This is a genomic window from Sphingomonas rubra, from assembly GCF_900115745.1.
Classification (GTDB): domain Bacteria; phylum Pseudomonadota; class Alphaproteobacteria; order Sphingomonadales; family Sphingomonadaceae; genus Sphingomonas; species Sphingomonas rubra.
Genome location: NZ_FOXP01000004.1, coordinates 264,241 through 278,424, shown reverse-complemented (window position 1 = coordinate 278,424; position 14,184 = coordinate 264,241). Strand labels below are relative to the sequence as shown.

The window sequence follows — 14,184 nt, the reverse complement described above, 5'->3', positions numbered from 1 at the left end:
CGATCAACCCGCGATGGCCCAGGTCACCGCAGCGGTGAGCCCGATCAGCATGACGAAGGCATAGGAATAGAGATACCCCGATTGGAACCTGGCCGCCCCGCGCGAACTAAGCTGCACCGCCCAAGCGACGCCGTTGGGCCCGAGCCGGTCGATCGTCTTCTCGTCGCCGCGGTGCCACAGCAGCCGGCCGATCGCGAACGCGGGACGGACGAAGATCAGATGATACAGCTCGTCGAAATACCACTTGTTGAGGAACAGGCGGTACAGGACGGCGAACTGATCCGACACCACGCTCGGGAAGGCGGTGTTGCGAATATAAGCGTACCAGGCCGAGCCGAGGCCGAGCAGCATCGCGATCGCCGCGGACAGCTTAATCATCACCGGCACCTCGTGCATCGCGTGCATCAGGTGCTCGTTGAAGAACAGCGCGCCGCGCCAGAAGCCGCCGGCATGCTCCGCTTCGATGAAGAACGGCGCGAACACGAAGCCCGCGGCGATCGCGCCGAGCGACAATATGCCGAGCGGCACTAGCATGTTGAGCGGGCTCTCGTGCGGATGGTAGCCGCCGGTACCGACCTTCAGCTCCTGCTGGCTCGGCCCGTGCTGCGATGGCGCATCACCGGCATCCTCCGCCTTGGCCGGGTTGGCGTGCGTCTCGTCAGCATGATGCGACCCGTGCCCATGATCGTGCGCGTCATGGACCGCGTGCTGGATATGCTCCGAGTTGATCCAGCGCGGCTTGCCCCAGAAGGTGAGGAACATCAGCCGCCACGAGTAGAAGCTCGTGATCGCCGCGACCAGGACGCCGACGAACCACACACCGGGATAGCCGGCCGCCCAGCCTGCCTCGATGATCGCGTCCTTCGAATGGAAGCCCGCGAAACCGATGTCGAGGAACGGCAATCCTACGCCGGTGATGGCGAGCGTACCCATCATCATCGCCCAGAAAGTGAGCGGGATCTCCTTACGCAATGCCCCATAGTAGCGCATGTCCTGCTCGTGGTGCATCGCGTGGATGACCGATCCGGCGCCCAGGAACAGCAGCGCCTTGAAGAAGGCGTGGGTGAACAGGTGGAACATCGCCGCGCCATACGCGCCGATCCCCGCCGCGAAGAACATGTAACCGAGCTGCGAGCAGGTCGAATAGGCGATGACGCGCTTGATGTCGGTCTGAACCAGCCCGCAGGTCGCGGCGAACAGGCAAGTCGCGGCCCCGACGAAGCGGACCACCGCCATGGCATCGGGCGACGCCTCGAACATCGGCGACAGGCGGCACACCATGAATACCCCCGCGGTGACCATGGTCGCCGCGTGGATCAGCGCCGAAACCGGCGTCGGCCCCTCCATCGCGTCGGGCAGCCAGGTGTGGAGCCCCAGCTGCGCCGACTTGCCCATCGCCCCGACGAACAGCAGCAGGCACAGCACCGTCATCGTATCGGCGCGGAACCCCAGGAAGCCGATCGTCGATCCCGCCTCGCCGGGAACCGCCGCGAGGATCGCGGGGATCGACACGGTGCCGAACACCAGGAACGTCCCGAAAATGCCGAGCATGAAGCCGAGATCGCCGACCCGGTTGACCACGAACGCCTTGATCGCCGCAGCGTTGGCCGACGGCTTCCGGAACCAGAAACCGATCAGCAGGTACGAGGCGAGGCCGACACCTTCCCACCCGAAGAACATCTGCACCAGGCTGTCGGCCGTGACCAGCATCAGCATGGCGAAGGTGAACAGCGAGAGATAGGCGAAGAAGCGCGGCTGATCCGGCTCCTCGCTCATGTAACCCCAGCTGTAGAGATGGACGAGCGCGGACACGGTGGTGATGACCACCAGCATCACGGCGGTCAGCGCGTCCACGCGCAGCGCCCACGACACGTCCATGTCGCCGGACGCAATCCAGTGGAGCACCGGCGTCACCGACGCGCTCAGACTGCCGGTCATGAACCCGATGAAGATCGGCCACGACAGCGCGCACGACACGAACAGCAAGCCCGTGGTCAGCAGCTTCGCCGGAAAGGCGCCGAGCTGCTTGTTGCCGAGCCCGGCGACGATCGCCGCGAGCAGCGGCAGGAAGACGATAGCGAGGATCAACCGTTTACCCCTTCATCCGGTTGACGTCGTCAGTCGCGATGGTGCCGCGACCACGATAATAGATCACGAGGATCGCGAGCCCGATCGCCGCCTCGCCCGCAGCGACGGTCAGCACGAACATGGCGAACACCTGCCCGACCAAGTCGCCGAGCGCCGCCGAGAAGGCGACGAGGTTCAGGTTCACGCTGAGCAGGATCAACTCGATCGCCATCAGGATGACGATCAAATTCTTGCGGTTCAGGAAGATGCCGACGCAGCCCATGGTGAACAGGATCGCCGACACGACCAGGTAATGGATCAATCCAATCACGTGCGCGGCACTCCGTCGATCCGTCGGTCCTGAGCTTGTCGAAGGGTCACAGCTCCACCCCCTGGCCGACGGTCGGCTTGACGTTGCGGGTCGCGTCCTGCGGACGACGGGCGACCTGACGTCCCACGTGCTGCGACCGCGTGCCTGCCCGCTCCCGGTGGGTGAGCACGATGGCGCCGATCATCGCGACCAGCAGCACGAAGCCCGCCGCCTCGAACAGGAAAAGGTAGCGCGTGTAGAGCAACTGACCCAGCGCCGCGATGTTCGGCATCGCCGGATCGATCGGCGCGGCACGGCGGGCAAGATCGATCCGCCCCTCGCTCCACGCGAAGGCCGCGATCATCACTTCCACCGCGAGTGCCGTGCCGAGTGCCAGCCCGATCGTCGCGTAGCGTGCCACATCGGTGCGCAGCTGCGCGAAATCGATGTCCATCATCATGACGACGAACAGGAACAGCACCGCGACGGCGCCGACATAGACGATGACGAGCAGCATCGCGATAAATTCGGCACCGACCAGCACCATCAGGCCGGCCGCGTTGAAGAACGCCAGGATCAGCCACATGACGGAGTGGACCGGATTGCGCGACGAGATCGTCAGCGCGCCCGATACGATCACGACGGCGGCGAACAGGTAGAAGGCGATGGCCTGGATCACGCGAAACAGGCCCCCTTGCCTATCGCTGGTACGAAGAGCGCGCGCATTAACGGTACGGCGCGTCGGCGGCAAGGTTCGCCGCGAGCACGCGCTCCCAGCGGTCGCCATTGTCGAGCAGCTTTGCCTTGTCGTAGATCAGCTCCTCGCGCGTCTCGGTCGAGAAATCCATGTTCGGCCCCTCGACGATCGCGTCCACCGGGCAGGCCTCCTGGCACAGGCCGCAGTAGATGCACTTTGTCATGTCGATGTCGTAGCGCGTGGTGCGGCGGCTCCCATCGTCACGGGGCTCGGCCTCGATCGTGATCGCCTGCGCCGGGCACACCGCCTCGCACAGCTTGCACGCGATGCACCGCTCCTCGCCGTTCGGATAGCGCCGCAGCGCATGTTCGCCGCGGAAGCGCGGGCTCTGCGGCATCCGCTCGTACGGATAGTTGATCGTCGCCTTGGCACGGAAGAAGTAGCGCAGCGTCTTGGCATGCGCCTTCACGAACTCCCACAGCGTGAACGCCTTGACGTATTGCGCAACACTCATGACCCGAATCCTACGCGCATCCACATCAGGACGCCCGACACGAGGAAAACCCAGAATAGCGAAAGCGGCAGGAACACCTTCCAGCCCAGCCGCATCAGCTGGTCGTACCGGTACCGCGGCACCGTCGCCTTGATCCAGCCGAACACGAAGAAGAACAACAGCATCTTGGCGAACAGCCATAGGATGCCCGGTACCGCGTAGAGCGGCGCCCAATCGACCGGCGGCAGCCACCCGCCCCAAAACAGAGTCGCGTTGAGCACGCACATCAGGATGACGTTGGCGTACTCACCCAGCCAGAAGAGCGCGAAGCTCATCGAGCTGTACTCGGTCTGGTATCCTGCGACGAGCTCCGACTCCGCCTCGGTCAGGTCGAAGGGCGGCCGCTGCGTCTCCGCCAGCGACGAGATTAGGAACAGCACCGCCATCGGGAACAGCAGCGGGTTGAAGCCGAAGCCGTTGAGGTGGATGCCCATCACGTTCTGCTGTCCGAGCACGATGCCCGACAGGTTGAACGTGCCGGCCCACAAGACGACCGAGATCAGGGTGAAGCCGATCGCGACTTCGTAGCTGACCATCTGCGCCGCCGCGCGCAGTGCCGAGTAGAAGGGATATTTGGAGTTGGAGGCCCAGCCGGCGAGGATCACGCCGTACACGCCCAGCGACGACGCCGCGAGGATGTAGAGCAGTCCGACATTGATGTCGGCGAGCACCACCCCCGCCTGGAACGGCACCACCGCCCAGACGATCAGCGCCACCGTGAAGGTGATGATCGGCGCCAAGAGGAACAGCCCCTTGTTCGCCGCCGTTGGGATGATGGTTTCCTGGAGGAACACCTTCAACCCGTCGGCGAACGACTGGAGCAGCCCGAACGGGCCGACCACGTTGGGACCGCGCCGCATCGCCATCGCCGCCCAGATCTTGCGATCGGCGTAGATGATCATGGCCACCGCCAGCATCAGCGGCAGCGCAATGACGAGGATGCCGACGATCGTCGCCAGGAACCACGACCATTCGTAGCCGAGACCGACGGTGGTGTTGAAGAACTCGGTCATTCCGCCGCCTCCGCGAAGGTCTCGCCGTGGACGAGCTCGGCCGAGCAGCGCTGCATGGTGGGCGACGCCCGACAGATCGCGTTGGTCAAGTAGAAGTCCTTGATGGGATAACCCCCGATCGTGCCGCTGGCGCTCCCGTCGATGGCCGGTACCGACCAACCGAACGAGACCAGCCCTTCGTGGCGGAGCGCCGGCACCTCGCCGTACATCTCCTCGCGCAAGCCCGCGAGGCTGTCGAACGGTAGCCGCGCGCCCATCACGTCGGACAGTGCCCGGAAGATGGACCAGTCCTCGCGCGCGTCGCCCGGTGGGAACACCGCACGCTCGCCGCGCTGGACCCGGCCTTCGAGATTGACCCAGGTGCCCGACTTCTCGGCATAACTCGCGCCCGGCAGCACCACGTCGGCGTGCGCCGCGCCCGCGTCGCCGTGATGGCCGACATACACCTTGAACCCGCCGAAGCGCGAATAGTCCACCTCGTCCGCGCCCAGGAAGAAGGTCAGCTTCGCGTGCGTCAGGTCGGCGATACCGCCCTTCGCCGCGTAGCCGAGCATCAGCCCGCCCATCCGAGCCGCCGCCATATGGACGACGTTGAAGCCGTTCCAGCCGTTACGAACGAGGTTCAACGTCTCGACCAGCTTCAGCGCCGCACCGTGCCCGTCCTTCAGCGCCGCGCCGCCGACGATCACCATCGGCTTGCCGGCATCCGCAAATATCTTCGCCACCGTATCCGGCAGGTCGCCCAGCACCGACAGGTCGTGCCCGAGCCATTCGACCTTGTAGGTCAGCTCCGTCTCCGGCCCTACCGCGAACACCTTGGCGCCACGCTTGATCGCCTTGCGCACGCGGGTGTTCACCAGCGGTGCCTCCCAGCGCAGGTTGGTGCCGACCAGCAGGATCGCGTCCGCTTCCTCGGTGCCCGCGATGGTGGTGTTGAAGTTGACCGCGGCGAGGCTCGACGTGTCGTACGCCATCCCCGTCTGCCGCCCCTCGAGCAGCGAGCTACCGAGCGAGCGGACCAGGGCCTTGGCCGCGTACATCGTCTCGCAATCGACGAGGTCGCCTGCCACCGCCGCCACCGACCCGCCGTGATCCACCGCGGCAATCGCGGCGAACGCCTCGTCCCACGTCGCGGGCAGCAGCTTGCCGTTCACCCGCACGTACGGCTTGTCGAGCCGGCGTCGGACGAGGCCGTCGATCGCGTGGCGCGTCTTGTCCGACGCCCACTCCTCGTTCACGTCCTCGTTGATCCGTGGCACGCAGCGCAGCACCTGCCGGCCGCGACTGTCGAGCCGGATATTGGTGCCGACCGCGTCCATCACGTCGATCGTCAGCGTACGCCGCAGTTCCCACGGCCGCGCTTCGTACTGATACGGCTTCGACGTCAGCGCACCGACCGGGCAGAGGTCAACGACGTTGCCCGACAGCTCGCTGGTCACCGCCTCTTCGAGATAGGAGGTGATCTGCATGTTCTCGCCGCGGTAGATCGCGCCGATCTCCTCCACACCCGCGACCTCCTCGGCGAAGCGGATGCAGCGCGTGCACTGGATGCAGCGGGTCATGATCGTCTTGACGATCGGCCCCATATACTTCTCGGTGACCGCACGCTTGTTCTCGGCGTAGCGACTCTGCCCGCGGCCATAGGCGACGGACTGATCCTGAAGGTCGCACTCGCCGCCCTGATCGCAGATCGGGCAGTCGAGCGGGTGGTTGATGAGCAGGAATTCCATGATGCCCTCGCGGGCATTCTTCACCATCGGCGTGGTGGTGAAGACCTCCTGGTTGTCGGCCGCCGGCAGGGCGCACGACGCCTGAGGCTTCGGCGGCCCGGGCTTCACCTCGACCAGGCACATCCGGCAATTGCCGGCGATCGACAGCCGCTCATGATAGCAGAAACGGGGAATCTCCTTGCCCGCCGCCTCGCATGCCTGGAGCACCGTGGCACCCTGCGGCACCTCGACCTCGATCCCGTCTACCTTCAGCTTGGGCATTACTCTGCCGCTTCCTGCATCGGCGCGAGGCTACCCCCGCGCTCGTTGATCCGCCGCTCCAGCTCGGGGCGGAAATGCTTGATGAGCCCCTGGATCGGCCACGCCGCCGCGTCGCCCAGCGCGCAGATCGAGTGGCCCTCGACCTGCTTGGTCACCTGCTGAAGCATGTCGATCTCCGACAGATCGGCCTCGCCGGTACGCAGCCGCTCCATCACCCGCCACATCCAGCCGGTGCCCTCGCGGCACGGCGTGCACTGGCCACAGCTCTCGTGCTTGTAGAAATAGGAGATGCGGCTGATCGCGCGGACGATATCGGTCGACTTGTCCATTACGATGATCGCCGCGGTGCCGAGACCCGATCCGACGGCCTTCAATCCATCGAAGTCCATGGGGGCGTCGATGATCTGCGCCGCTGGCACCAGCGGCACCGACGATCCGCCCGGGATCACCGCCAGCAGATTGTCCCAACCACCGCGAATACCGCCGCAATGCGTCTCGATCAGCTCGCGGAACGGGATCGACATAGCCTCCTCGACCACGCACGGCTTGTTCACGTGACCGCTGATCTGGAAGAGCTTGGTGCCGCGATTGTTCTCCGCGCCGAAGCTCGAGAACCACTCGGCCCCGCGCCGCAGGATCGTCGGTGCCACCGCGATCGACTCGACGTTGTTGACCGTCGTCGGGCAACCGTAGAGCCCCGCCCCCGCCGGGAACGGCGGCTTCAGGCGCGGCTGGCCCTTCTTGCCCTCGAGCGACTCCAGCATCGCGGTCTCTTCGCCGCAGATATACGCGCCCGCGCCGCGATGAACGAACACGTCGAAGTCGTAGCCCGATCCGCACGCATTCTTGCCGATCAGGCCGGCGCCGTACGCCTCCTGCACGGCCGCGAACAGCACCTCCGCCTCGCGGATATACTCGCCGCGGATGTAGATATACGCCGCCCGTGCGCGCATCGCGAAGCCCGCGACCAGCGCGCCCTCGATCAGCTTGTGCGGATCGTGGCGGATGATCTCGCGATCCTTGCAGCTGCCAGGCTCGGACTCGTCGGCGTTGATGACCAGGAAGTTGGGCCGGTCCGGCTTCGGCTCCTTGGGCATGAACGACCATTTCGTGCCGGTCGGGAACCCTGCGCCGCCGCGCCCACGCAGACCCGACGCCTTGACGACGTCGATGATCTTGTCGTTGCCGAGTTCCAGCAGCGCCTTGGTGTTGTCCCAGTCGCCGCGCACGCGCGCCGCGTCCAGCTTCCACGATTGGAAGCCGTAGACGTTGGTGAAGATGCGATCCCTGTCGGCGAGCATCAGCGAGCCTCCGGCATATAAGCGTCAGCCGGCATGGGCATTCTCCCACTCGGGCCGGTAATCGTGGTTCGCGTCGACCATCGCCTTCAGCGACGTCGGCCCACCTTCCGGGCAGCTCGCGCGGCGGCCAATCGTCGAACCGGCCTCCGGATGCGCGCCCTTGGCCAGCGCCTCCAGTACCGCGATGGTGCGGTCGTAATCGAGGTCCTCGTAATTATCGTCGTTGATCTGCACCATCGGCGCGTTGGCGCAGGTGCCGAGACACTCGACCTCCGTAAGCGTGAACAGCCCATCCGGCGTGGTGCCGCCCTTCACCAGGCCGCGATTGCGGCACGCGGCCAGCACGTCGTCGCTACCCTGCAACATGCACGGTGTCGTGCCGCATACCTGCACGTGATAGCGGCCGACCGGCGCCAGGTTGAACATCGTGTAGAAGGTCGCGACCTCGTAGACGCGCATGTACGGCACGCCGATCGCACGCGCGACGAACTCGATCACCGGCACCGGCAGCCAGCCCTGGGTATGCGTCTCCGCCCCGACCTGGCGCTGCGCCAGATCGAGGAACGGGATCGACGCCGACTGCTCACGACCCTTGGGATAGCGGGCGAGAATCTCGTTCGCCTTGCGTTGATTTTCCTCGCTCCAGGCGAACGCACCCCAGCGTGCGCGCGTTTCCGCCTCGTCGGGAATATGGACGGCATCGGCCATCAGTTCGTACCCATGTAGAAACCGAATGCGTAGCTCACCCGGTTCGCCAAATATCCGCCGCCCGCGGTCAGCGCCAGCAGACCGACGATCAGCAACGTTTCACGAAAGCCACCCCTCACCGGTCGCACTCCCCGAACACGATGTCCATCGCGCCCAGGATCGCGGTAGTGTCCGCCAGCATGTGGCCGCGGCTCATGAAGTCCATCGCTTGCAGATGGCTGAACGCGGTCGGCCGGATCTTGCAGCGATACGGCTTGTTGGTGCCGTCCGCGACCAGGTACACGCCGAACTCGCCCTTGGGGCTCTCCGTCGCGACGTAGACCTCGCCCGCGGGTACGTGGAATCCTTCGGTGTACAGCTTGAAGTGGTGGATCAGCGCTTCCATCGAGCGCTTCATCTCGCTCCGCTTGGGCGGCACCACCTTGCGATCGTCGCTGGCGATCGGCCCGTCCGGCATTTCCGCCAGGCACTGCCGCATGATCCGCGCCGACTGGCGAACCTCCTCCACGCGCACCATGAACCGATCGTAGCAATCGCCGCGCGTGCCGACGGGAATGTCGAAATCCATCTTGGCATAAACATCGTAGGGCTGCGACTTGCGCAAGTCCCAGGGCACGCCCGCCGCGCGGATCATCGGGCCGGAGAAGCCCCAGGCCAGCGCGTCCTCGCGGCTCACCGTGGCGATGTCGACGTTGCGCTGCTTGAAGATGCGGTTGTCGGCGACCATCGAGATCGCGTCCTCGAAGATGCGCGGCAGACGCGTGTCGAGCCAGTCGGCGATGTCGGTTAACAGCTTCAGCGGCACATCCTGATGGACGCCACCGGGGCGGAAATAATTGTGGTGCATGCGCGCACCCGACATCCGCTCGAAGAAAGTGTAGCAATCCTCGCGAATCTCGAACAGCCACAGGTTCGGCGTCATCGCGCCGACGTCCATGATGTGCGAGCCGAGATTGAGCATGTGATTGGAAATGCGCGTCAGCTCGGCGAAGAACACGCGCAGATATTGCGCGCGCAGCGGCACCTCCAGGTCGAGCAGCTTCTCGACCGCCAGCACGTAGCTGTGCTCCATGCACAGCGGCGAGCAGTAATCGAGCCGGTCGAAATAGGGCAGCGCCTGCTGATAGGTCTTGTACTCGATCAGCTTCTCGGTGCCGCGATGGAGCAAGCCGACGTGCGGGTCGATCCGCTCGACGATCTCGCCGTCCAGCTCCATCACCAGCCGCAGGACGCCGTGCGCGGCCGGATGCTGGGGACCGAAGTTGATCGTGTAGTTCTGGATGGTGACGTCACCCTCGGTCGGGTTCGCCGGCGTCTCCAGGTGCAGCACGTCGTCGACGTACGGATCAACCGTCGTCGTCGCGGGCGCCATGGTCGGGGCGTCGCTCACTGGTTCTGCCCTCCCTTTCCGGGGTTCACGTCGGGGTTCGCCGGCTTCGGCTCGGCATCGGGGCTGTTCGCGCCCTTGCCGGTATCCGCCCTACTCTCCGCCGTCGTCTTGGCATAGGGTTCGCTGGAGGCGGCGGGCGCCTTGGTATCGCTCTGCGCCTGCCCCGCCTTCACCACCGCGTCCGCAGCGAGCGGCGTCTGCGCGCCCTTGGCCTGCGGCAGGGCGGCGCCGGGCGCCGCCTTCTCGTCGCCGGGCAGGCCGTATTCGGCCCCTTCCCAAGGGCTGAGAAAGTCGAAGGTACGGAAATCCTGCGCCAGTTTGACCGGCTCGTACACCACGCGTTTCTCCTCCTCGGAGTAGCGCAGCTCGACATAGCCCGTCATCGGGAAATCCTTGCGCAGCGGATGGCCGCGGAAGCCGTAGTCGGTCAGGATACGGCGGAGATCCGGATTGCCCTCGAACAGCACGCCGAACAGGTCGTACACCTCGCGCTCCAGCCAGCCGGCCGCCGGCCAGACACCGGTGACCGACGGGATCGGATGATCCTCGTCGGTGGCGACATGCACCTGCACGCGATGATTCCGCGTCACCGACAGCAAATTATAGACGACGTCGAACCGTTCGGGTCGATCGGGATAGTCGACGCCCGCGATCTCCATCAGTTGCTGGTAGGCGAGCCCCGGCGTGTCGCGCAGCGCCGTCAGCGCCGCGACGATGCCGTCGCGATGCACGAACAACTGGACCTCGCCAACCCGCACGCGCGCGTCGAGCAGCGCGGAACCGATCGCCGCACGCGCAGCCTCCACCGTCTCGTCGTTCAGGTCCGTGGCCCAGGCGGGCGCCGGCGCGATCATCGCTCGATGCTCCCGCTGCGACGGATCTTCCGCTGCAACTGCATGATCCCGTACAACAGCGCCTCGGCGGTCGGCGGACAGCCGGGGACGTAGATGTCGACCGGCACCACCCGGTCACAGCCGCGCACCACGGAGTAGCTGTAGTGATAGTAGCCGCCACCATTGGCGCAGCTGCCCATCGAGATCACGTATTTCGGCTCGGACATCTGATCGTACACGCGGCGCAGGGCGGGCGCCATCTTGTTGCACAACGTCCCCGCGACGATCATCACGTCCGACTGGCGTGGGCTGGCGCGCGGCGCCGCGCCGAACCGCTCCAGATCGTAGCGCGGCATGTTGACGTGGATCATCTCTACCGCGCAGCAGGCAAGGCCGAACGACATCCACCACAGCGAGCCCGTACGCGCCCACTGGAACAGATCTTCGGTCGTCGTAACCAGATAACCCTTGTCGGTCAGCTCGCCGTTCAAACTGTCGAAGAAGCCCTGGTCGGGCGGCACCAGCGAGTTGGGGCCGGCATCCGCCTTCAGCTCCACCGGACCGGAGTGCATCTCTACTCCCAATCCAACGCTCCCTTCTTCCACGCATAGGCGAGGCCGAGTGCCAATTCGCCGATGAAGATCATCATGCCGGCCCAGGCCGACCAGCCGATGTCGAACACCGACACCGCCCACGGATAGATGAACGCCGCCTCCAGATCGAAGACGATGAACAGAATCGCCACCAAGTAGAAGCGCACGTCGTACTGGCTGCGCGGATCCTCGAAGGCCGGGAAGCCACACTCGTACTCGGCGAGCTTCTGCTCGTTGGGCTGGTGCGAGCCGGTAAGCCGCCCCACCACCATCGGCAGAAACACAAAAGCGCTGGACAGCACGAGCGCGACGCCGAGGAACAGCAGGATCGGCAGATATTGCGACAGATCGACCAAAAGGTTTCTCGCGAAATGGCGAACGGATAGGGGGCGCTTTAGGCGCCCAACGGATCACGGGCAAGGTTCGGCACGGGTGAGAATCACTCGCAGCACCGTCCTCCGGCTCAGCCGGTAGATGGTCTTTCCGCCAAGCCGTTCAACGGCTTACACCGAGGTTCCTGCGCGGTTCCGATAACCTAGCGCAACGATCCCGCGACCAGCTTGTGCAGCTTCGAATGAAGCCCGTCATTGGCGGCAAGGAACTCGTTGCGCTCCATCGCCCGCTCGCCGCCACGGAAATCGGTGACGAAGCCGCCCGCTTCCTTCACCAGCAGCACGCCTGCCGCAACATCCCACGGCTTCAACCCGGATTCCCAATATCCGTCGTACCGCCCCGCCGCGACCCAGGCGAGATCGAGGGCCGCCGAGCCGAAGCGCCGGATGCCCGCGACTTGCGGCGCGACCGCGCCGAAGATGCGGCTCCACTGCGCGAAGTCGCCGTGACCCAGGAACGGAATACCGGTGGCGACCAGCGCTTCCGACAGGTCGCGCCGTGACGAGACCCGCAGCCGCTGGTCGGTCAGCCACGCGCCCCGCCCCTTCTCGGCCCAGAAGCTCTCATCGGTCAGCGGCTGGTAGACGAGCGCGGTGGTGATCTCGCGCTTGCCGTTCGGCATTGGCTCCTCCACCGCGATCGACATCGCGAAATGCGGGATGCCGTGCAGGAAGTTGCTGGTGCCGTCGAGCGGGTCGACGATGAAGCGCGGCTTGTCCGGATCGCCGGCGATCTCGCCGCGCTCCTCCATCAGAAAGCCCCAATCGGGCCGCGCCTTGCTGAGTTCCTCGTACAACGTCTGCTCGGCGCGCTGATCGGCCTGGCTGACGAAATCTGCCGGCCCCTTGCGGCTGACCTGAAGCTGCTGGACCTCGTTGAAGTCGCGCCGCAACCGCGGTGCCGCCTTGCGTGCCGCACGCTCGATGACGGTGAAGAGGCCGGAATGGGAGGGCATTCTATACTCCTCCCCTCCCTTCCAGGGAGGGGCTGGGGGTGGGTGCCGATGCGACAGCATCGGCCACAATGCCGGCAACGAGTGCCGCGGCTCGCTCCGCTCGCACCCACCCCCGGCCCCTCCCTTGCAGGGAGGGGAGTAGGAAAGTCAGTCCGCGCGCCGAACGTACGTCTGCTCGTACACGTCGACCACGATCCGCGTGCCGGACCCGATATGCGGCGGCACCATCACGCGCACGCCGTTGTCGAGCATCGCCGGCTTGTACGAGGACGACGCGGTCTGCCCCTTCACCACCGCGTCCGCCTCGACGATCGTCGCCTCGATGGTCGACGGCAGCTGCACGGAGATTGGCCGCTCGTCGTACAGCTCCATCACCACGTCCATGCCGTCCTGCAGGAAGGCCGCGGCGTCGCCCAGGATATCGGCGTCGAGCGTGATCTGCTCATAATTCTCCTTGTCCATGAACGTCAGCTGCTCGCCGTCACGGAACAGAAACTGGAAGTCCTTGGTGTCGAGCCGCACCCGCTCCACCGTCTCGGCCGAGCGGAAGCGGACGTTGTTCTTGCGCCCGTCGATCAGGTTCTTCATCTCGACCTGCATGTACGCGCCGCCCTTGCCGGGCTGCGTGTGCTGAATCTTAACGGCGCGCCAGATGCCGCCCTCATACTCGATGATGTTGCCGGGACGGATGTCCACGCCGCTGATCTTCATGGGTGTCGAACCTGTTGGAAAGAGCCGCGGGGCCGGGAGCCCCGATGCCCCGCGATCTAGCGCCCAGCGGCCGTTCCGGCAAGCAGAGGGTACGGATCGACCGCCTCTCCCTGCCACCAGCGCTCGCCGGCGCGCATCCGCGACACGCCGAAATGTAGGTGCGTATTGCCGGGACCCGCATTGCCGCTGTCACCGACATAGCCGATCGGATCGCCGGCGCGGACGCGCGCGCCCTCCCGCACGCCGGGCGCGTAGCCGGCGAGATGCGCGTAATAATAGCTCCAAGCGGCATCCGGCGAGCGGACGTAGAGCGTGGTCCCGCCGTCGCCGCTCTCGAACAGCTTCTCGACTCTTCCGCCCGCGGCGGCGACGACCGAGGTTCCTGCCGCGGCCATCAGGTCGATGCCGTGATGTCCCCGCTCGCCGCCGTCCCGCGCCTCACCCCAGCTGCTGCGCAGCGCCCCTTGGGGATAGCCGGCGACGGGGATGACGAGCATTCCCGGCCCCGGCCTTTCGCGCGCGAACGGAAGCGCGTCTGCCATCCGCGGCGATATGCCGACCGGCGAGGTCGGGCCGAACGACAGCATCGAGGCGAACAATCCCGCCGCGACCAAGATGATGCCGAAGATGATCCAGCCGAGCCGCGTCACGCCGTCACGCCGTCACGCC

The 14,184-nt window shown here is 65.7% G+C and carries 15 protein-coding genes; all 15 read right to left on the bottom strand.

Annotation, left to right across the window (positions count from 1 at the left end):
- Window positions 1-3: 3 nt before the first annotated feature.
- Entirely contained in the window at window positions 4-2,088 is a 2,085-nt protein-coding gene (gene nuoL / locus BM145_RS07020) for an NADH-quinone oxidoreductase subunit L (protein WP_093332786.1), read from the bottom strand.
- A gap of 4 nt (window positions 2,089-2,092) precedes the next feature.
- Complete coding sequence (gene nuoK, locus BM145_RS07015) at window positions 2,093-2,398, bottom strand: NADH-quinone oxidoreductase subunit NuoK (RefSeq protein ID WP_093332784.1); 306 nt, start codon at window positions 2,396-2,398, stop codon at window positions 2,093-2,095.
- A 46-nt stretch (window positions 2,399-2,444) separates the two neighbouring features.
- A complete protein-coding gene (locus BM145_RS07010; RefSeq protein ID WP_093332783.1) occupies window positions 2,445-3,056 on the bottom strand; it encodes an NADH-quinone oxidoreductase subunit J in 612 nt (203 codons plus the stop codon).
- Window positions 3,057-3,102: 46 nt separating this feature from the next.
- Window positions 3,103-3,588, bottom strand: a complete 486-nt coding sequence (gene nuoI / locus BM145_RS07005; RefSeq protein ID WP_093332781.1) for an NADH-quinone oxidoreductase subunit NuoI — start codon at window positions 3,586-3,588, stop codon at window positions 3,103-3,105.
- Window positions 3,585-4,640: an NADH-quinone oxidoreductase subunit NuoH gene (nuoH, locus tag BM145_RS07000; RefSeq protein ID WP_093332780.1), complete on the bottom strand. Its 1,056-nt coding sequence runs from the start codon at window positions 4,638-4,640 to the stop codon at window positions 3,585-3,587. Before nuoH ends, nuoI begins: the two co-directional genes overlap by 4 nt.
- On the bottom strand, window positions 4,637-6,631 hold the full coding sequence (gene nuoG, locus BM145_RS06995) for an NADH-quinone oxidoreductase subunit NuoG (RefSeq protein ID WP_093332778.1): 1,995 nt from the start codon (window positions 6,629-6,631) through the stop codon (window positions 4,637-4,639). The genes nuoH and nuoG overlap by 4 nt, the downstream gene beginning before the upstream one ends.
- Entirely contained in the window at window positions 6,631-7,932 is a 1,302-nt protein-coding gene (nuoF, locus tag BM145_RS06990; protein ID WP_093332777.1) for an NADH-quinone oxidoreductase subunit NuoF, read from the bottom strand. Before nuoF ends, nuoG begins: the two co-directional genes overlap by 1 nt.
- 24 nt (window positions 7,933-7,956) lie before the next feature.
- A complete protein-coding gene (locus tag BM145_RS06985) occupies window positions 7,957-8,640 on the bottom strand; it encodes a complex I 24 kDa subunit family protein (protein WP_093332775.1) in 684 nt (227 codons plus the stop codon).
- Window positions 8,641-8,755: 115 nt separating this feature from the next.
- Window positions 8,756-10,030, bottom strand: coding sequence for an NADH-quinone oxidoreductase subunit D (locus tag BM145_RS06980; protein WP_425441084.1), 1,275 nt, complete (start codon window positions 10,028-10,030; stop codon window positions 8,756-8,758).
- On the bottom strand, window positions 10,027-10,884 hold the full coding sequence (locus BM145_RS06975; protein WP_093332774.1) for an NADH-quinone oxidoreductase subunit C: 858 nt from the start codon (window positions 10,882-10,884) through the stop codon (window positions 10,027-10,029). Before BM145_RS06975 ends, BM145_RS06980 begins: the two co-directional genes overlap by 4 nt.
- On the bottom strand, window positions 10,881-11,435 hold the full coding sequence (locus BM145_RS06970; protein WP_093332772.1) for a NuoB/complex I 20 kDa subunit family protein: 555 nt from the start codon (window positions 11,433-11,435) through the stop codon (window positions 10,881-10,883). Before BM145_RS06970 ends, BM145_RS06975 begins: the two co-directional genes overlap by 4 nt.
- A gap of 2 nt (window positions 11,436-11,437) precedes the next feature.
- Window positions 11,438-11,812 carry an NADH-quinone oxidoreductase subunit A gene (ndhC, locus tag BM145_RS06965; RefSeq protein ID WP_093332771.1) on the bottom strand — a complete coding sequence of 125 codons (375 nt, stop codon included), beginning with the start codon at window positions 11,810-11,812 and terminating at the stop codon, window positions 11,438-11,440.
- A 179-nt stretch (window positions 11,813-11,991) separates the two neighbouring features.
- A complete protein-coding gene (locus tag BM145_RS06960; RefSeq protein WP_093332770.1) occupies window positions 11,992-12,804 on the bottom strand; it encodes an inositol monophosphatase family protein in 813 nt (270 codons plus the stop codon).
- 147 nt (window positions 12,805-12,951) lie between these two features.
- Window positions 12,952-13,515 (bottom strand): elongation factor P, encoded by a 564-nt coding sequence (gene efp, locus BM145_RS06955; protein WP_093332768.1) that lies wholly within the window; start codon window positions 13,513-13,515, stop codon window positions 12,952-12,954.
- A 56-nt stretch (window positions 13,516-13,571) separates the two neighbouring features.
- The gene (locus BM145_RS06950; RefSeq protein WP_093332767.1) at window positions 13,572-14,165 is read right to left on the bottom strand and encodes a M23 family metallopeptidase; all 594 of its coding nucleotides are present in this window, start codon (window positions 14,163-14,165) and stop codon (window positions 13,572-13,574) included.
- Window positions 14,166-14,184 lie beyond the last annotated feature (19 nt).